Here is a 17,664-nt window from a genome sequence, read left to right as displayed (position 1 = left end):
CGGACGAACGGCCTGTCGCGGATCGGGGATTTCGACCTCGATGCGCGCCGCCAGGGCGATCGTCTCCGAGATGATCGGCGTGATGCGGCCCTGGAGGCGCAGGTTCTCGGAATGGGGCGTGCCGAAGCCAACAATAAGGCGCCTCGAACGGGCGTTCTCCCGGCGGATCGGCGACGATCCCGAGCGCGAACCGGAGGTGTCACCGCACCAGCCTTGACGGCGATCGCCCCCAAAGCCCTCAGCCATCGGCGTTCCGCATGCGGAATTCTCCGGTGATCGCCGGATACATGATCCGCCTCGACCCGGGGCGCCGGCTCACCGGGGCCCGACGAGCGGGTCGTCACGGCGGCCGAGGCCGAGCTCGGGATCAGTTGGCACGCGCGCATCCGCGGCGGGGCTGGCTCGCCCCCTGATCCTCGACGACGTGACCGTCCCGCGGGCGATCCAGGCGAGCCTGGTCGCGGATCCGGCCGGGCAGGAGCGCTGTACGGCTGCTGTGGTCGCGATGTGGCCTTCCGCCGTCGCGCTGATCCGGTCTCGCGGTGACGTCGCCGCGGAGCCGATCCGGGCGGCTGTTGCCTGGCGGGCGGTAGGGCCGGTGACGGTGCGCGGCCGCGTGCCAGTCTCCCCTCGCCGGCTCGAAACACGGAGGTCGTCGGCTGAGCCGCGCGGGCTGCCGTTCTTGGGACCACGCGACTTGCTGGACGCTGCCTCCTAGACGTTTGGCTCCTCGTGATCGGAACCGGCGAGCCGCTCGGTGCAGATCGCCGCGATGGTCTTCTGCAGGGTACTGACCCGCTCGACGAGCCAGGCCAGTTCCTCCGGGGTTATCTCGTAGTGCGGTGAGTAACGCGCATCGACGTAGGCGCGGTTGAGGAGGGCAAAGCAGCGTCGGGCGAACTTCGTGTCGCGCGGCCAGGCCGGGATCAGCCGGGCATCGACGCTCTCGGCCTGTGACCGTAGGCGGGTCAGGCGGTGGAGCTTGGGGCTGTAGAGTGTCAGGACCAGCAGGACGCAGTGGTACAGCCGTTCGGTGGCCTGATGCAGGTTGAACGCCGCATGTTTCGGTTGGTGGTCCCTGATGGCGTACGTTGCCTGCGTCAGGCAGTAGTCGGCGCTTGCAAACCAGTGCTCGAAGTGCCGAGCCGCCTCGGTGCGCTGCTCCTCCTCCGTGAGCGGCTTCGGGGCTGCGAACGGAAATCCCGCCAGCTCGTGCAGCACGATGCCGTCCCGCGCGATGTCGACGAAGAACGGACGGCCCTGAGCTAATTGATCATTTACGTCCTGCAACGTGTGCACGATCACGTTCACTGGTGTTGCCAGCCGACCGCCCAGGCTCAGCTCCTGAAGCAGACGCTCCTCAGCCTTCTCCCAGGCCTCGTAGGGCTCGGCGAAACGGGCATCGTTGACCACGACCAGCAGGTCGTAATCCGACAGGTAGCCGCTGCCGCGATCCTCGACCCAGTCACCGCGGGCGTAGGAGCCGAACAGCACCAGCTTCAGGATGCGACCGCGCCGGGCCTTGTCCGACAGCTTGGTCTTTTGCGCGTCCTCGAACTCCTCGAACAGGATCCGCACCGCGTGCTGCAGCTCGCGGCGTTTGCGGTCGGGCAGGTGGGCGAGCCGTTCGGTGTCCATCGCGATCTGATCGTTCAAGGCAGCCCTCCCCTACCTTAGGGATCGGGTTCGCTGAACCCCAGCGCCATCGGCAGGTTGATGTCAAAGCGATGGCCGGCTGCGGCTGCCTGAACTTGTCCGCTGGGATCGTGGATTCGGATTGCCGAATGTGCGTCAGGAACCCTTGAGGTATCGCTACAGGATGATCGCTTTCGTTGCTGCCACTTTCGGCGTAGCGAGGTCGGTCCTCGATAAATAAGAGATCCATGCGCGTCCCTTAGGGAGCGTGCTCTACTCGATGCCTGCGGCGGCTCACCAAACCCGCATACGCGGTTTCGACCCTTCGGGTGACGATCACATCGCGCGGCCGACATCTAGACATCGGGTCGATCCTGGCGGATGCGGGAGGAGTCCAGTTCCATTTTCTGGGGGACGAGGGGTTGGAGGCTCGAATTCTCTCGTTCCAACCATTACAAAACAAACATTTGGTTGATATTGCAAGTGTTACTGACTTTATAAGATCCGAAAATATGAAGTCAATCCGAAGCTATATCCAGAAATTATCATCATCCTAGATGCCACCAATCAGCAATGTGCCATAAGCGGCCCTGCGAACAGAGCGGAAGGAATAGCCGCTTAGCCTCCTAAAGCTTCAATTGGCTTGGAATGGTAGGTCCCGGCGGCCACAACGGCCTGATGTCGTGGCCTAGTATGCCGGGACTTCTGACCGGCGGTACGGCTCCAGGGTCGCCGGTCCGCATTCGTCCGGCGGGGACAACCGTGGGCCGGGGCTTGGCGAAGTCGATGCGGGCGCCCACGTTGGCGCAGTGATCGAAGGGGCATTCCCCCGATGATAGCAACGACGCCGCATCATCCCCGCTAACGCAGGAGCGCCGCGTCGTTCGCCGGGCCTCCGCACCTTCGGACGCCCGATGCCCAAGTGCTATTACTACATCCGGTTCTCGCGCCCCGAGCAGATGCGGGGCGACAGCCTGCGGCGCCAGATGGAGGCCGCCGACAAGTGGGCCGCCGAGCACAGCATGGTCGTCGACGAGAGACTGACGGACCTGGACCTTAGCGCCTTCCGCGGCCTCACCTGTCCAACGCCGAGGCATCGGTGCCCGCCTGGACCTCGACACCTCCGGCGATAGCAATTCCCCGGGATGGTTCCCCGACCGGCCTGGGTCGCCCGCCCCACCCCCGCGAGCCCGAGGCCGTGGCCGATCCGTGACGTCGCCGCGGTGGGAAAGGCCTTGGCAGACGGGAAGAGGCCAAGCCGGTGCTTGAGTTTCAATAGCTCATATGTTAGCCGTTGACCTGCCTAATGGGCTTTATAGATAATATGTTATCCCTCCTCTCGCCCTCCGATATCCTGACGTTGGTCGCGTCCCGGGCAAGGGACCGCCGGCTGCACGAGAACATGACCCAGGAGGTCCTCGCGCAACGTTCCGGCGTGAGCCTGGGCTCGATCAAGCGGTTCGAGAGGACCGGGGAGATCTCGCTGGCGAGTCTCGTGCACGTCGCCTTCGCGCTCCGGGCGGAGGACGACTTCAAGGAGCTGTTCCCCCCGCTCCGGTTCGAGACGCTCGACGAGGTCATGGCCGCGCCCCGCAAGCGGGTGAGGGCGAGGAAGCGATCGTGACCAAGGCCAAGATGGACGGCTTCCGTCAGGTCGGCGCGCTCCGTGTTGAGATCGAGGTCGCGGGCGAGGCCCGGCCGCTCGGCCGGCTTGCATGGCGCCGGGACGAGCGGAAATCGTACTTCGAGTTGGACCGCGGCTTCCTCGACGACCCGCTTCCCGTGTCGCCCTTCCTGCTCAAGGCCCGGCCCGGCGTCATCGCGGCCGAACCCGCGATCTTCGAGGGACTGCACGGGCTGTTCAACGACAGCCTTCCCGACGGCTGGGGGCGCAGGCTGCTCGACAGGAGCCTGCAGCGGCGGAGGCTCGACCACCGCTCGCTGACGCCGTTGGACCGCCTGGCGGCGGTCGGGACCGGCGGGATGGGCGCGCTGCGGTACGTGCCGGAAATGGCACTGGCCGAGGGGCCGCTCGAAGGGGTGGCCGACGTCGACTGGCTCGCCGGCCAGGCGAGGCTCGCCGAGGAGGACCTCCCGGAGGCCGACGTCGACACGTTGCGCCTGGCGCAAGGCAGCTCGGGCGGCGCCCGTCCCAAGATCGTCGTGGGCTACGACCCGTCCTCGCGAACCGTCCGCTATGACGGAGGGGGGACCTTGCCCGCGGGCTACGGGCATTGGCTGCTGAAGTTCGGTTCGCGCGACGACCCGGCCGAGATCGGCGCAGAGGAGTACGCCTACTCTCTCATGGCCGCCCGGGCCGGTGTCACGATGCCCGAGACCGACCTGATCCGGACGACGTCGGGAGGATACTTCGCTGTCCGCCGCTTCGACCGCGACGCGGTCGGGCGCGTCCACGTCCATTCGGCCTCGGGTCTCTCGGGCGCGGACCACAAGGTCCCCGGCGCCATGGACTACGAGCTTCTGCTGAGGATCACGCGGCTGCTCACCCGCGACGCCAAGGCGGTCGCGCAGGTCTTCAGGCGCATGGCCTTCAACGTGTTCGCCCACAACCGGGACGACCACGCCAAGAACCACGCCTTCTTGATGGATGCCGACGGGACGTGGACGCCGACGCCCGCCTACGACTTGACGTTCTCGACGGGCCCCGCCGGCGAGCACAATCTCACCCTCGCGGGGGAGGGCAGGAACCCCGGGCAAAACGAGATCATGAGGGTCGCGGGGGACGCCGCCATCCGCAAGGCCGAGGCCAAGGCCATCGTGGACGAGGTCCGCGAGGCCGTCGCCCGGTGGCCCGAATGTGCCGCCGTTGCCGGGTTGTCCGAAAGGCGGACGTCGGAGATCGACGCCGTGCTGAACGTGGCCCATAGGAAGGTCCGGCCCGATCCTCCCGACGAGGTCGAGGCCTCAACGCCTTCCCCGTGACGACCTTCTGAATGGGCTGATCGCAGGGCGCGATGACGGCAGCGACCCGATGCGACGGGGCTGCGGTTCGCCATGCACGGCATTGGCCGGATTCCCACGTATGGCCCTCGACGTCGCCGGGGTAGCAACCGCCACTGGCTGCCGCGCACCGTGACCGTGCCCGATACGTGATGCTGGCCAACTCATGGACACGGAAGGGAAACCGCAGCCGGCAGACGTGCCGCGGCACTCGCGGCAGCATGGCTTGCACGGCAACGTGAGTTGCCAAACTTTGACAGCCCTCGGGTCATCTACCACGGTTGCCCCTGTCGAACACCCCGACCCGCAACATCGCGCTGACCCACGAGCTCGACGGCTACATCAAGGCCTCGGTGTGTACCAGCACCGATACGGATCCCCACCGAGCGTTTGGCCTAAACCGTTGGTTCCGCATCAGAAGACCGGCTCTGAGCGGGGTCCTGATCGGCGCCTATGGGCACCCCAAAGCGAAGGAAATTTTCAATGTAGCTTCGATGGCTTGCTCTTGATCCAGCCCGGGGTCCCAATTCGATGTCGATCTACACCCTGTCGGCACAAGGCACTCGGGCTCCGCCGCCCGGATCGGACCTGTCGCCAATATGCCCGAACCTGCTGACGTCGAGACCGCCACCTAATGGTCCGCTTCGTCTCACCAAGCGGACGTAAGAGCCAGCAGAAATGAATGCCTGCAAGGGGTCAGGTGTTCGCATACTTCTTGTTAGGCTACACGGCGACACTGGCTGCGAGGAATGTGATTAGGCGCTGAGTAATGTCTCATCAATAATATTGATACTTACAAGTTATATCCTACATGTTTCTGCATGTATTGAGCAGGGCTTCAAGCAGAACTCGCTGGCAAAGTAGCTAAGCGCTCGACAACGACGAATACACCGTCGGACAGATCTCTTACCTGAGCCTCCGTGCGAGATACCGCATAGACAGGCACTGACTCACTGTCGCAGGTCTGGTGTCCAGTCGATGGCCTATCTTCCCTCAAGCGGTCTGGCTTGCAACGCGAGACTTACATCCTGACATCGGTCTGGTTCGGCGCCCCGCAGGCGTAGCAGAATCGCTCGAACGTGCTCTTGCGGTGACTGCATGAGGCGCATCGCTCGTAGAGTCCGATGCCGCAGTGAGGACAGAAGTTTGCTTCGGGATTCGCCAGGTTCACCGGTCGTTCGCAGCCGGGACAGACCTGTTTGGCCAGACGTTGCAGCGCTTGGTCGGCCGCGATTTGCGTGCGACGCTCCTCGTTCGGCCGCGCCTCCGCCGCCCGCTGCCTCTCTTGGTAGGCCTGCAGCGCGTTGATGGCGGCGCGGCCAATGACCAGCGTAAGGACGACGCCGACCCCGTATTGCACATAGCCGCCATAGCTCGGCAGATAAGGAACGAGTTCGACGAAGAATGCGAAGGTCGTGGCAAGGGCGAAGCCCCACACGAAGGGCCAGTTGCGCGTATGCCGCCGCTTCATCAGAAGCCAGCCCGCGAGCGCGAGCAGCGGCAGGGTCAGCGCCAAGCGATAGGCGAAAACCCGCAGTTCCTGTCCCCGCTCGGCGGCATCGAGCTTGTCCTGGGCGGCGGCGCGAAGCGTCTGGTCGAACCGCTGCTGCTCAGCCTCCTGGTCTGCGACCGCAAGCATAGACCTGTTCAGCCCGTCGAGTCGCTCTTCCACCGCGCGTTCGCCCGCCTTGAGCCGGTCGAGCTGCTCCGTACGCGCGATCAAGCCTGGATCCTGATCGACGCGCTGGGTTGCATCGCGGGTCTGCAGCCAATTGCCGAAGGTTTCGCGGGCGGCGCGGGAGGCTGACTGTGCGGCCTCCAGGGCGAGACGGGCTTGCTCGACCCGACGTCCAACATCCTCCTGATCGCGCCGAAGCCGCTTCAGAGTCTCGGCCGATGCAGCAGCCGGATCACGGTCGAGGAACTGCTCCAGGGTGTAGCGCTGCTCGACCTGCGGCAGGTCGCCGACCACGAGCGAGCCAAGGCCGATCAGGAAGACCGCGAACGCGATGGCAATGAGCCAGAGTACGAGTTTGAACCAGCGTTCGGGAAGACGAGATGCGGATCGCACGCCGGTTTAGTCCCTGTCGCTCAAGAGAGTCCACGCGACCTCACGGCCCCCGTGAAGCCATTTGGGGGGCGTCGTATCCCTCGAAGCGACGCGGAGCGGATTGCTAGCAGCGGGGGTATGGGCTCGTGCGGTTTGTCCGGCTTTGAGCCCAAGAGAGCCGCCATGCATAGCGCCGAGCACAGAAAGGCCGCCGAGCACCACCATAAGCACGGAGTAGTACTGCATCGGGATCCAGAACAGGGTGTGGCGCCCGCGCAGGATCACGATCTGTCCCGTGCGCTGATCGACGAGTTCGCGACCCGGGCGATTGTTGAGCCGGGTGCCGAGCCACCAGTTAAACGCTGCAGCGACGACCCAGACGAGGACGACCCCGGTCGGCGTCGGGATTCCGATGCGCGCGAGCGCCGGATCGAGGAGCACGCTGCCGACAAGACCCGCAGCCGCAATGAGCACCGAGAGCATGCCCCAGCCTGACCAGATGATCATGTGTTCGAACTCCTCATGATAAACGTTCCATCGGACGCGTCAGATGAGAGCCGATCAGCTGCATCTCTCAGCGCTCAACGGGGCATGCGCCGTGTAGACCCGTTTTCGCCGTCACGAGCCGCCAGTACTGCGATTATGCCGTGCGCCGATTGCGGAGGAGCGAGAGCAGCGCCCCGACGATGCAGGCTGCGATCGCACCAATGCCCACCATAAGGGTGATCGTGCGGTTCCACAGCCGGTCGAGGCCGAGATCGGTGGTGACGAGGTCCGGCCGGGCCGGGTCGGCCATGACCCCGACGCGGTAGTCGCCGGCATGAACACCGGTGAAGACGTAGTTCACCAGCCGCGTCACCGTTCCGGTGGGGGTGCGCAGGGCGAGGGTCGCGTCGCAGATGTGAATGACGAGCTTGGCGCTGCACTTGCCCTCGCTCACCCGGGCATTGTCGGCCGGCTGGGCGGTCGCCCGGACCTGCCAGTCCGAGATCACCGCCGGCGCCGTGTAGAACGCGCAGGCGACCAGGATGCCCCCGAGCGCCGCCACGCCGAACAGGACCCAGAAGGTGTTAATCCACCCGTGCCCCCGGGGCGGCAACCGCAGGGCGTCGGGGCGGTAGGACGAGGCGGCCTCGGGCATTCCGGTCACGAATTCTCTCACGGTTCGTCAGGCAGGCTCGGCCACGGGCACGGTGGCCGCGTCGAGGATCGACCGGGCTTGCGCCGCCACCTGGTACGTGGCGATCAGGTCGGCGAAGCCCTGCGGATTCAATCCGCGCAGCATGGGAAGCGGCAGGGTGACGATGCGGCGCTTGGGGTCGAGCTTCGCGGCGGGGCGGCCCGGCCGCCGCGCGGGCCAGGGTACGGCCGGCGGCAGGAGCACGCGCATGACGAGGCCGCTCCGGTTCCCGGTCAGGTCGAGGTCGGCGATGTCGTCCCAGGCGATCGTCCCGGTCGAGCCCGGGCGCGGCCAGGCCTTCGGGCCTTAGGATCAGGATGACGGGCTCGCCCCGCGACAGGACGAACGCTCCGGCCCCGCCCATCAGGACGGCGATGGCAAGCGCCGTGGCGAGGACGACGGTGGCCTCCCGGGGCAGTATCCCGGGGATGCCGAATACGGCAATGCCCAGGGCCACCACGGCGAAGAGGCCGTCGGCCACCGCCAGTACGAGACCGCGGGGACGATAATTCGCGCGCAGCACCCGCTCCTCGGTACCAACCTCGGCGGCTTTCGCTTCCAGATGGGCGCGGAACGCGGCGTCGCGCTCGTGCACCGCGCCGAGGAAGTCCGCGCTCGCCGCTCGGCACAGCCCGGCTGGGTCGGCGAAGTAGGCGGCGAGCTGGCCGAGGGCGTGTGGCGGCGGCGCGAGGCCGGCGGCGCTCCGGAGGTCCGGACCGAGGGCCTCGCCGAGGGCGGCGACGCGCTCGCGGGTCAGCGGGTGGGTGTCGGTCGGATGTGCCTGCTCGGCGTCCAGGTGACGGGCCGGGTCGTCGAGGCCGCGGGCGACCGCGCGGTCGAGCACCGCCACCACGAGATCGGGCGGTGCCGCGTCGGGGGCCTCGGCCGCTGCGACGAGGGTCTCGGCGATGCGCGGGGCGAGGGCACCGCTGCGCAGGAGCGCTCGTGCCGCCGCCTCGGGCGAGGTCACCCCGGCACCGGCCGCATCGGCCGCGAACTCGCGCACCCGGCTCCAGTGGCGCACGGCGAGGTGGAAGCGCTCCGTCACGAACCGGCCGAGCCGCACCGAGGGCCCGAGCAGGCCGAGGGCGTGACCCTTGCGCGCCGCGACCACGTCGAGGGAGCGCGCGACCCCGGCATAGATCGGCAGGAAGCGCTGGCTGTAGGCGGTGTCGCCGCCGGCGTAATGCGCGAGCTCGTGGACGATGATCGCCGCGGTCTCGTCGCCGCGCATCAGGGCGAGGTGCGGCAGCGGCAGGTGGAGGATGCGGCCCGAGCGCCGCGTTCCGCAAGGCTCCAGCACAGCCGGGCCGGCGGTGACGAAAAAGCCATCAGACAGGCCGACGACGACAGCCTCGGGCTTTAACGCTCCCATCCGCTCGGCCAGACCCTCGACGAGCCGCCACAGGCCCGGCGCCTCGGCCGGCGTGATCCGTCGCCCGAGGATCGGCAGCGGGTCGGGCTCGAAGGCGTCGAGCGCGCGGCGCAGGCCGAGGAGGGCGCCGCCCGCAGCGAGGAGCGTGGCGCCGATCGCGACGGCGGCGATCCCCAAGAGCTTCATCCCGTCGCCGGAGTGGCCACTCTGGAGCAGCATCCCCGCCTCGAAGGCAACGACGGCGACGAAACCGGCGGTCGCCGCCAGGATCTGGGCCGCCCGGGCCGCCGGCAGCAGGCGGCGCATCAGCGAGAAGCCGCCTACCAGCGCGTCGCGTGAGCCGCGCCCGAGCCACGAGAGCGCGGCCCCTGCAAGCAGCACGAGGAGGGAGAGCCCGGCGGCGATCCCCCCGCCCGCAATTGCGACCGGCGGCAGCCAGCGGCGCCAGTCCATCACGGCGACGAGCGTTCCGGCGCTGTCCCGTGCCCCCCGCGACATCACCACGGCGAGGGGACCGCCGTAAGTCTTACCGTCGCGGCGGAACTGTAGACGGAAATCAGGGCACCCGTCGCGGGGCGTGGGCGCTTCGAGATCCGCCACAATGCCGGCGATGCGGTCGTGCTCGGCCGCGAACTCGGCCCAGTCACTGGCGCCGCGCTGCTGCTCCCACAGGCCGAGGAGCAGGATCTCGAGGGGCAGCAGGACGGTGGAGGCGACCAGACCGGCGAGGGCGCGCGGCCGCGAGGACACGTGCAAAATCGTTGCCTCGGGAATGGTCGCCTCCGAGTGCGGGAGATGAAATGCCCATGCGGCATGGGGCGCGCCAGACGATCACAAGACGATCGGACAGCGCCCTCGCGGGTGCGCCGGTCAAAGTGCCGGGAAATCGGCGGTAGATCAGGAGCAGGACGCCCGATGTCCCGGCTGGTGGCAGGATTTCTACCGGTATGAGCGTGCAGGTCAACTGAATGTTTCCGCCGGTCGTCGACGGGCGTCGGGACGCCAAGCGTCGCGATCCCGGTCTCGGGTTTGGTCGGGCATCTGACCCTGTGATCGCAGAGGTTGCGCAACCGAGGTTGACCACCAGTCGATCCTCGGGTTAGCGTCAGGAGGGAAAGACGTTCCCGATGGCCGCGCTCATCGAGGCTCGGCCGCCACTAACCGTACACTGCGATCATCAGCCGGATAAGGATCAGCACGCGGCGTGGAGCCAATCGCTGATCTTGACCACCAGCGGAGTCTGCCAAGTGGCGACGGGGCGACATCTTCATCTAGGCGATCCGGGCCCTGGCGTGGGAGGCTGTCGAGCGGTCCTTGCCGTACACCGTGCTCGCCTATGGCACGCTGACCGGCCACGGCCACCGAGTCGCCGACCCCGCCTGCCTGTTCGCTGGGGACGGCTGCTTTCCCTCGATATGCAGATCAGGCGCGGGTCGCCTTCTGACGAGCACTGCTCGATCACCGTCGCGCGCGGCGTCTACCAGGTCTGGCGGCAGCGCGAGTGCACGCCCCAGCGCAGCGTGACCTTGCACGACTGAGCGCCGGTGAAACCCCGATCCCCCCTTTTCGCACGAGCCCGTCCGGCGCGTGCTGCTCCCGCGCGAATGGAGGGCCGCCGCGGTTGCTCGCTCGTCCCGCCACGCCCCGACCGTATGGTGGCAGGCATCCTGGGCGATGACATCGCGAAGCCGCCAGCCCGCCATCGCGAAAATGATCGCGACCACCGCGATCCATCGGCAGCCCGCCGCCCCTATCCAGAGACCCCGCATGCGACCTGCCCATCATACGCTCCGGACCGCTTGCCGGTCACGCCGCGCCGTCCTGCTCGCGGTCCTGGCCTCCGTGGCGGGCGTCTCGGGTGGGCGGGCGGAGGAGAACGAGTGCCGGCGCGCTCCCACCCTCTCCGCCGGCCCGGTCCTCGCCCTGGGGCGGGTCTCCGCTCCGGACCGCACCGCCTTCGTCAAGGACGGCCTTGCCCGCGCGGGCTGTCCCGATCCGGGCCCGGCCTGCCGCGAGCGGGCCTACCTCGTCACCGGCGATGCCGTGATCCTCGGCGAGCGCCGCGGCGCCTTCGTCTGCGCCACCTATCGTAGCGCCAAGGACGAGGATGTCGGGCGGACCGGCTGGATTTCGGCCGGGGCGGTGGCGGTCGAGCCGGCACCTGCGGTCGCCGTCGAGGGATGGCTCGGGACCTGGAAGCAGGCGGAGGCGCAGATCCGGGTGACGGCCGGGGACAAGGCCGGCGCGCTCGCCGTCGCGGGCGATGCGACCTGGGGCGCGGGCGACCCCGATCGGGTCCGCCGCGGCGGGATCCACATCGGCGAGATGTCCGGCACGGTCGTGCCCGTCGGCGACACCGCCAGCTTCGCCATGGGTGAGAACGGCACCCTGCCAGTGCAGAAGGGCGGCGAGACCGACTGCAAGGTCTGGCTGCGACGGCTCGGGCCCTGGCTCGTTGTCGACGACAACCTCGCCTGCGGCGGCCTGAACGTCACGTTCCGCGGCGTCTACCGGCGCACGCCGTGACGGGAGCGACGGTGATGAGCATCCATACGAATACGGACCTGCGCCGGCTCGCCGCTCGGGCGCGGCGAGACTTCTCTGTCGCGCACATGTCGGACACCAAGTGGCGCAAGCTCTTCGGCGCCCTGCGCGAGGCGGCCCCCGGGATCCGGATGCGCGTGAAGTTCCTCGACGTCGCCGAGCCGCGGGATTTCGGGACGCCGTCGGGTGTCCGGCTGTATCCGTCGCGTCCTTGGATCGATACCGTCGCGCTCGGGCCGGTGGAGTTGCGGGCGATCGAGTGGCTGGACATTCAGGCCGTGGTCCCCAGTCCGCGCGGGTGCGGTCTTTCCGACCGGAAGACCATGCAGGATCTCGACGCCGTGGCGGCATGCCTCACGGCTTTGAGCCGTTTTCCCGTGGAGCGCTCCGAGCGCGGCCTGCGGGTGACGGGCTACGCACGCTGATGCGCGCGGCCCTCCTCGCGCTCGCCCTCTGTCTGCCGGACCCCGCCCGGGCCGCGTCCGCATCGGTAGCAAGCCTTCCGCTGCCGGGCTGCGCCGAGGTGCGCGCCGCCGCCCTGGTCGGCTCCGCGCTCGTGACGGCGTTCGAGACGCGCTACCCACCGGCGCTCGTCGGCGAGGCCTCGGTCGAGCGGCTGGCCCTCGATCCGGGCCAGGTCGCGAACGCCGCCGCCTACCTCGCCTGCGTGGCCGGCCTCACCGGGCTCGACGTCTATGTCGCCGAGCAGGGGCTCGCTCTCTTCGCCAGCCGGCGCCACGGCCGCACGGCGCTCGCGGCCCTCGACCGGATCGCCCGCGGGACCGGGTCGGAGGCGGGCAGCGCCCGCGACCACGCCCGGCAGATCCGGGCCTACCTGCGGGGGCCGGGCCGGTGAGCGCGCGTCCCGCCGCCGCGCGATCGGCGTTGCTTCTGACCTTGCTTCCGGCTGCCCTGCTCCCCGCCTGCACGCCTGGGCAGCCGGTCTCCGTCACGGAGATCGAGGCATTCATCGGCGTGACGCTGCCGCCCGGCCATCGCGACCTGCGGAGTGCTCACGAGGCGGGGATCGACCGGCTGGTGCGGTTCACCTTCGAGGCGCCGGAGGCCGAGGCTGCCGCCGTCGCGGCCCGGCTCGTGCCCGGTGGCCTCACCCTCGGCGCCGATGCGGGAATCACGATCTTTGGCGGCGAGCTCGACGGGTGGCTCACGAGCCTGCCGGAGGGAGCGGCCGGCGGCGAGGTTCTGGTGGCGGGCCGGCTTGCCCGCAAGGTCGTCGTCGCGCCCGCCGGTTCGGGCCTGCAGCGCGTCTGGGTCGCGGTGTTCACCCTGTGAGCCGCGCGCCCACCACCGCCGCGCGGCCCGGGACGTCCGGACGCGGCGGGCCGCCGGCGTCCCGGATCGGAATTTTTCGGATCTGCCGGCTCACCGCCCGCGAAAACCGGTCTAGCCGGCCCATGGCCTCGATGAGGGCGGACAGCGCCCGAACGGAGATGCGCCATGACGAAGACCACGATCCTCGCCGCGATCGCCCTGCTCTGCTGCACGGCCCCGGGAATCGCCCAGGATGGCGAGGCTCACGGAAGCCGTGGCAACCAGGAATTCATCGGCGTCGATCTCGACACTGGCGGGGTCTACTACAACGGTCGAGATTCCGGGCGTTACTGCCTCTATCGCACGGTCGAGGTGTTCAATCGGGCGACCGGGTACATCGAGCCGCAGCGGGTGCGCCGGTGCGGGCGTGGCCTCTACTTGCGCTGAGGAGGCACAGCGATGCTGAAGACCCTCTCGCCGCTCCACCTCGCCCTTCTCAGCCTCGCCATCGCCCTCGTCGCACGTTAGACCATCGCGACGCCATGCAACGGCAGGCTTTCGTTTTCACCGTTCGGCCGGAACGCCGGTCGCCGGGGATCGACGGTCGGGAGCCCACCGCCCTCGGGAAAGGAGAACGCGCATGACGAAGGCTCCGGTGTCGCGGCGCCTCGCCCGCGCCGCGCTCGCCATCCTGGTGCAGGCGGCGGCGATCCTCGCCCCGGTCGCGGCCCGGGCCGCCCCCGACGCGCCAGCTCCCGTAACCACCGCCTTCGCCGACAACGGCGACTCGGTCGCCGTCGTGATCGGCAACCGCAGCTACAAGCAGACGGTGCCGGTCGACTACGCCCACAACGACGCCGAGGCGATGCGCGCCTACCTCGTCCAGCGCCTCGGCTACCGCGACGCCAACGTCTTCGTTCTCAAGGACGCAACGCTCAACGAGTTCAACCAGGTGTTCGGCACCGAGCGCAATCCGCAATCCGGCCGGCTGTGGCGCAGCGTGCGCGATGGGCGATCGAACGTCTTCGTCTATTACTCGGGCCACGGTGTACCGGATCTGGCCAGCCGCCAGCCCTTCCTCCTACCGGAGGACGGCAACCCGAACCAGGGCGAGAGCGGCTACGCCCTCGAGACGCTCTACCGCAACCTCGACCTCGTGAAGCGCAAGATCGGGTCCGGGCGCCAGCTCGTCGTGATGGTCGATGCCTGCTTCACCGGCGAGACCGGCCGTAAGGGGGAGAGCCTGCTCGCGGTCTCGGCCCCCGGCTTCGCCCCGTCCCGGCCGAAGGCGGAGAGCGGGATCGTGCGGCTGGTGGCGACATCGGGCGCGACGCCGGCGAACTGGGACGAGGCCAACCGGCTGGGCCTCCTCACCAGCCGCTTCCTGATGGGCGTCGCGGGCCTCGCCGATGCGGGCGACCGGCCGGGCGGTGGAGACGGCCGGGTCACCTGGGCGGAGCTGAAGGGCTACCTGACGCGCGAGGTCGAGGAGGCGGCGCGCCGCGCCTCCGGCCGCGAGCAGGTGCCGGAGGTCGACGACGCGCCGATCGTGCTCCAGGCCTCGCTGCCCGTCGACGCGGTGGCGAACGGCGTCGCGGCCTTGCGCGACGAGGCGGCGTGGCGTCGGGCGGAGGCGCTCGGCACGCGCGAGGGGTTCGAGGCCTATATCGGCACCTGCGGCGCGGTCTGCGCCTACCGGCCTCGGGCGATGGACCGGCTGCTCGCCGGCCGGCAGCGCGACGCGGCGGCGATCGACCAGGAGAACTGGGCGAGGTTCGGCGCGGCGCGGCAATACCAGGCCTACCTCGATTCCTGTACCGAGGCCTGCGCCTATCGCGGCCTGGCGCAAGGCTATCTCGGCGGCGCCGACCCGAGCAGCGACCCGCGGGTGAAGACCTGCGACGCGCTCGCCGCCGGCACCGACGATCCCGACCGGCCGCAGGCCGTCCCGGGCGTGAAGTACGGCCGGATCGAGGCCGCGTCGGCGATCGAGGCCTGCCGCGGGGCGTCGGCCGCCTACCCGTCCCTGCGCCGCCTCGCCTACCAGCTCGGCCGCGCCTACGACCGGGCCGACCGCGCGAAGGAGGCGTTCGCGGCCTACGACCGGGCGGCCAGGGCCGGGAGCACCGCGGCGATGAACAACCTCGCCACGCTCTACGAGAACGGTCAGGGCGTGAAGCGCTCGCAGGGCGAGGCTTTACGCCTCTACCGCCAGGCCGGCGAGGCCGGCAACGTGGTGGCGCTCGCCAACGCCGCCCGCATGCTCGAATACGGCAACGGGGTCCCGAAGAACGAGGCCGAGGCGGTGGCGCTCTACCGGCGCGCCGCGGACGGGGGCGACGTGCCCTCGATCAGCAAGCTCGTGCCGCACTACGCCACCGGCGCCCACGGCTTCCCGCGGGATCTGCGCCAGGGCTTCGACCTGTTCCGCAAGGCGGCCGAGAAGGGCGATCCGGTGGCGATGGCAACGATGGCCACCCTGATCGACAACGGCTTTGCCCGCTACTTCCCGGGGGTCGGCGCCGCCGACATGGTGCTGCAGGCGCTCAAGCGGGGCGAACTCGGCGCCGCCGCGGTCTCGGCCACCGACACAGCGGCGCAGAAGCTGAAGCCCGAGACGATCCGCACCGTGCAGCGCGCGATCAAGCAGGCCGACTACTATCCCGGCGCGCTCGACGGACGCTTCAACCCGGTCTTCGTGCGCGCCCTCGATCAGTACGCCAAGGCGAACGAGACGGAATGAAGCACCGTCTCGCCGCATCGCTCGCCGCGATCCTCGCCGCGGGCCTGCCGGCCCGCGCCGATCCCGGCACCGACGCGCTGGCGCCCTTTCTCGACGCGGTCGCTTCCTGCGCCGGGCGGTCCGATCTCTCGCTCGCCGTCATCGGGCCCGAGCCCGGCCAGACCGCGTGGTCGCGCGAGCAGGCCGAGGAGGTGCGCCTCGCGGTTGAGAGCCGGCTGCAGGGGACCGGCCGGGTCCGCCTCGCCGCGGCCGCCGACGTGGTGCGGGTCAAGGCCCTGCGCGAGGGGACGACCGGCCTGTCCGGCCCGGAGGCCGAGGCGCAGATCCGTGCTGCCTTCGCGGGCGAGGCCAGCGTGTTCCTGGTCGAGCCGCGCCGCGCCGGAGAGACAGCGGCGTTCCGGCTCCAGGCGATCACCCGCAGCGCCTCCTGCAAGGCGACGAGCGAGCCCCTGACGGTGCCGATCCGCGTCGGCGCCGGCGTCGCCGACGTCGATGCCGAGCTGGAGCGGGCGGTGCGGGCCTTCGGGCAGGCGGCGCCGGGCGTCGCCGCGGTCGAGGTCTGCCCGTTCGAGGCCGAGGGCGGCCACTCGTCCTGCGCCGGCGCACTCACCGACCGCCTGCTCATCGCCCTCGACGCCGAGGCGCGTTCGGCAAGCCGCATCCTCAAGGGCGCCCGCCTCGAGGTGCGCCGCCGCCCGCCCGGCACCGCCTGCGCCGGTCCGGTCACGGCGCGCGGGCGCTTCCTCACCGACGGCGAGCGCCGCTCCTGGATGGAGCTGGAGTTCCAGCGCGATGGTGCGGTGCTGGCGCCGACCGGGCGGCGGCGCATCGCCGTCGATGGCTTGGGCTGCGACCCGACCCCGCGCCCCTTCCTCGACCACCTCGCGGCGACGGCGCGCACCGATGGCGGCCGGCTCGCGGTCGCCGCTACCGCCACCCCGTTCGCGCGCGGCCAGCGGCTCGAGCTGCGCATCGACGCACGGGCGCGCCAGAGCCTGTACTGCTGGGTGGTGGCCCCCGACGAGACCGCCTTCGTGGCGCTGCCGGTGCGGGGCAACGCCGCCTCGCTGACGCCTCTCGCCGCCGGCGACGTCCGGCGATACCCGCGCGGCTACGGCCTCGACGAGATCGTCGGCGGGGAGCCGTTCGAGAACCTGTTCTCCTGCTTCGGCGTCGCCGGCGGCCTGCCGCCGGAACTCGCCGAGCGCTGGCTCGCCGCCGCGCCAGGCGCCGACGGCGACGCCCGCCTGCTCCAGCCGCCCGAGGTGCTCGACCTCGTCGAGCGGATCCGGGCAGTGCCGGGCGTGACCGAGGCGACGGCCAGGATCGTGGTGCGATGACGAGACGGACGGGCACCACCGCCCTCACTTACAGGGAGAATGCCTGATGCGAAGCCTTCTCGTCGCCCTCCTGTGCGTCTCCGCCGCGCCGGCCTGCGCCGGGGGCTTCGCGCTGCGCGACCTCACCGCGGTGGCGGACGAGGCAGGATCTGCCCTCGGCCAGGGCTACGCGGCGCGGGCCGCCCCGGAGCGGCTTACCCTGATGTGCACGACCTGCGAGGGCGCGCCGATGGTCGACCTGCTGCTCGGCCGCCAGGCCGACGGGACCGAGGAGCGGGTGCGCGCGGGCCGGACCTCGATGGCGCAGCTCCAGGACATCTGCCGGTCGCGCAGCCCGGATTGCCGGCTGTCCGGCCTGTCGGTGGATCCGGCGGTGGGGTGGGTCACCACCTACGGCATCGGGTCGAGCGCGGGGGCGACCGCCGTCATCCTGCGCGATGGCGACCTCCTGACGATCCGGGCGCTCGCGGGCAGCCGCGACGTGGCGGCGCGCCAGGTCGAGATCCTGGTGCGCCGGATCGCGCCGCGCATCGTCGGCCGCTGACGGTGGCCCCGGGGGGTGAC

General features: G+C 69.8%; 16 protein-coding genes. 10 read left to right on the top strand and 6 right to left on the bottom strand.

Features of this window, described 5'->3' with window-relative positions:
* Together BMX97_RS32545 and BMX97_RS30785 are read right to left on the bottom strand one after the other, a co-directional pair.
* A partial coding sequence (locus tag BMX97_RS32545; protein WP_143074761.1) for a hypothetical protein occupies positions 1-246 on the bottom strand: 246 nt, incomplete at its 3' end.
* Positions 247-714: 468 nt separating this feature from the next.
* A complete protein-coding gene (locus BMX97_RS30785; RefSeq protein WP_091754922.1) occupies positions 715-1,638 on the bottom strand; it encodes a HEPN domain-containing protein in 924 nt (307 codons plus the stop codon).
* A 1,399-nt stretch (positions 1,639-3,037) separates the two neighbouring features.
* Between BMX97_RS30785 and BMX97_RS30775 the strand changes: the two genes are divergently transcribed.
* Positions 3,038-3,259, top strand: a complete 222-nt coding sequence (locus BMX97_RS30775; protein WP_210187698.1) for an XRE family transcriptional regulator — start codon at positions 3,038-3,040, stop codon at positions 3,257-3,259.
* A complete protein-coding gene (locus BMX97_RS30770) occupies positions 3,256-4,578 on the top strand; it encodes a type II toxin-antitoxin system HipA family toxin (RefSeq protein ID WP_244538739.1) in 1,323 nt (440 codons plus the stop codon). The genes BMX97_RS30775 and BMX97_RS30770 overlap by 4 nt, the downstream gene beginning before the upstream one ends.
* A 1,039-nt stretch (positions 4,579-5,617) precedes the next feature.
* On the opposite strand, the gene BMX97_RS30765 is transcribed toward BMX97_RS30770, so the two are convergent.
* The 4 genes from BMX97_RS30765 to BMX97_RS30750 all read right to left on the bottom strand — a co-directional run bounded on the left by BMX97_RS30765 (position 5,618) and on the right by BMX97_RS30750 (position 9,951).
* Positions 5,618-6,667 carry a zinc ribbon domain-containing protein gene (locus BMX97_RS30765; RefSeq protein WP_091754916.1) on the bottom strand — a complete coding sequence of 350 codons (1,050 nt, stop codon included), beginning with the start codon at positions 6,665-6,667 and terminating at the stop codon, positions 5,618-5,620.
* A 6-nt stretch (positions 6,668-6,673) separates the two neighbouring features.
* Positions 6,674-7,153 carry a hypothetical protein gene (locus BMX97_RS30760; protein ID WP_091754915.1) on the bottom strand — a complete coding sequence of 160 codons (480 nt, stop codon included), beginning with the start codon at positions 7,151-7,153 and terminating at the stop codon, positions 6,674-6,676.
* 133 nt (positions 7,154-7,286) lie between these two features.
* Complete coding sequence (locus BMX97_RS30755; RefSeq protein ID WP_091754914.1) at positions 7,287-7,787, bottom strand: hypothetical protein; 501 nt, start codon at positions 7,785-7,787, stop codon at positions 7,287-7,289.
* Entirely contained in the window at positions 7,717-9,951 is a 2,235-nt protein-coding gene (locus BMX97_RS30750; protein WP_348273145.1) for a M48 family metalloprotease, read from the bottom strand. Before BMX97_RS30750 ends, BMX97_RS30755 begins: the two co-directional genes overlap by 71 nt.
* 1,017 nt (positions 9,952-10,968) lie before the next feature.
* Between BMX97_RS30750 and BMX97_RS30740 the strand changes: the two genes are divergently transcribed.
* The 8 genes from BMX97_RS30740 to BMX97_RS30705 all read left to right on the top strand — a co-directional run bounded on the left by BMX97_RS30740 (position 10,969) and on the right by BMX97_RS30705 (position 17,644).
* Entirely contained in the window at positions 10,969-11,727 is a 759-nt protein-coding gene (locus tag BMX97_RS30740) for a hypothetical protein (protein WP_244538738.1), read from the top strand.
* A 14-nt stretch (positions 11,728-11,741) separates the two neighbouring features.
* Positions 11,742-12,170 carry a DUF6678 family protein gene (locus BMX97_RS30735; RefSeq protein ID WP_091754913.1) on the top strand — a complete coding sequence of 143 codons (429 nt, stop codon included), beginning with the start codon at positions 11,742-11,744 and terminating at the stop codon, positions 12,168-12,170.
* Positions 12,170-12,601, top strand: a complete 432-nt coding sequence (locus tag BMX97_RS30730; protein ID WP_091754912.1) for a hypothetical protein — start codon at positions 12,170-12,172, stop codon at positions 12,599-12,601. The genes BMX97_RS30735 and BMX97_RS30730 overlap by 1 nt, the downstream gene beginning before the upstream one ends.
* 29 nt (positions 12,602-12,630) lie before the next feature.
* The gene (locus BMX97_RS30725) at positions 12,631-13,038 is read left to right on the top strand and encodes a hypothetical protein (RefSeq protein ID WP_091754911.1); all 408 of its coding nucleotides are present in this window, start codon (positions 12,631-12,633) and stop codon (positions 13,036-13,038) included.
* Positions 13,039-13,203: 165 nt separating this feature from the next.
* The gene (locus tag BMX97_RS30720) at positions 13,204-13,464 is read left to right on the top strand and encodes a hypothetical protein (RefSeq protein WP_091754910.1); all 261 of its coding nucleotides are present in this window, start codon (positions 13,204-13,206) and stop codon (positions 13,462-13,464) included.
* A gap of 193 nt (positions 13,465-13,657) precedes the next feature.
* Positions 13,658-15,760, top strand: coding sequence for a caspase family protein (locus tag BMX97_RS30715; RefSeq protein ID WP_091754909.1), 2,103 nt, complete (start codon positions 13,658-13,660; stop codon positions 15,758-15,760).
* Positions 15,757-17,100: a hypothetical protein gene (locus BMX97_RS30710; protein ID WP_091754908.1), complete on the top strand. Its 1,344-nt coding sequence runs from the start codon at positions 15,757-15,759 to the stop codon at positions 17,098-17,100. Before BMX97_RS30715 ends, BMX97_RS30710 begins: the two co-directional genes overlap by 4 nt.
* 46 nt (positions 17,101-17,146) lie before the next feature.
* Positions 17,147-17,644: a hypothetical protein gene (locus BMX97_RS30705; protein WP_091754907.1), complete on the top strand. Its 498-nt coding sequence runs from the start codon at positions 17,147-17,149 to the stop codon at positions 17,642-17,644.
* The last annotated feature ends 20 nt before the right edge of the window (positions 17,645-17,664 follow it).

The organism is Methylobacterium sp. ap11, assembly GCF_900110515.1.
GTDB lineage: Bacteria > Pseudomonadota > Alphaproteobacteria > Rhizobiales > Beijerinckiaceae > Methylobacterium > Methylobacterium ajmalii.
The sequence above is the reverse complement of the archived record's forward strand: the minus strand, read 5'-3'. Positions and strand labels throughout refer to the sequence as shown.

Excerpts from the sequence above, each read along its gene's own strand:
- BMX97_RS30705 (WP_091754907.1), top strand. The coding sequence starts at position 17,147 with ATGCGAAGCCTTCTCGTCGCCCTCCTGTGCGTCTCCGCCGCGCCGGCC.
- BMX97_RS30710 (WP_091754908.1), top strand. The coding sequence starts at position 15,757 with ATGAAGCACCGTCTCGCCGCATCGCTCGCCGCGATCCTCGCCGCGGGC.
- BMX97_RS30755 (WP_091754914.1), bottom strand. The coding sequence starts at position 7,787 with ATGCCCGAGGCCGCCTCGTCCTACCGCCCCGACGCCCTGCGGTTGCCG.
- BMX97_RS30760 (WP_091754915.1), bottom strand. The coding sequence starts at position 7,153 with ATGATCATCTGGTCAGGCTGGGGCATGCTCTCGGTGCTCATTGCGGCT.
- BMX97_RS30730 (WP_091754912.1), top strand. The coding sequence starts at position 12,170 with ATGCGCGCGGCCCTCCTCGCGCTCGCCCTCTGTCTGCCGGACCCCGCC.
- BMX97_RS30775 (WP_210187698.1), top strand. The coding sequence starts at position 3,038 with ATGACCCAGGAGGTCCTCGCGCAACGTTCCGGCGTGAGCCTGGGCTCG.
- BMX97_RS30785 (WP_091754922.1), bottom strand. The coding sequence starts at position 1,638 with ATGGACACCGAACGGCTCGCCCACCTGCCCGACCGCAAACGCCGCGAG.
- BMX97_RS30735 (WP_091754913.1), top strand. The coding sequence starts at position 11,742 with ATGAGCATCCATACGAATACGGACCTGCGCCGGCTCGCCGCTCGGGCG.
- BMX97_RS30740 (WP_244538738.1), top strand. The coding sequence starts at position 10,969 with ATGCGACCTGCCCATCATACGCTCCGGACCGCTTGCCGGTCACGCCGC.
- BMX97_RS30715 (WP_091754909.1), top strand. The coding sequence starts at position 13,658 with ATGACGAAGGCTCCGGTGTCGCGGCGCCTCGCCCGCGCCGCGCTCGCC.
- BMX97_RS30720 (WP_091754910.1), top strand. The coding sequence starts at position 13,204 with ATGACGAAGACCACGATCCTCGCCGCGATCGCCCTGCTCTGCTGCACG.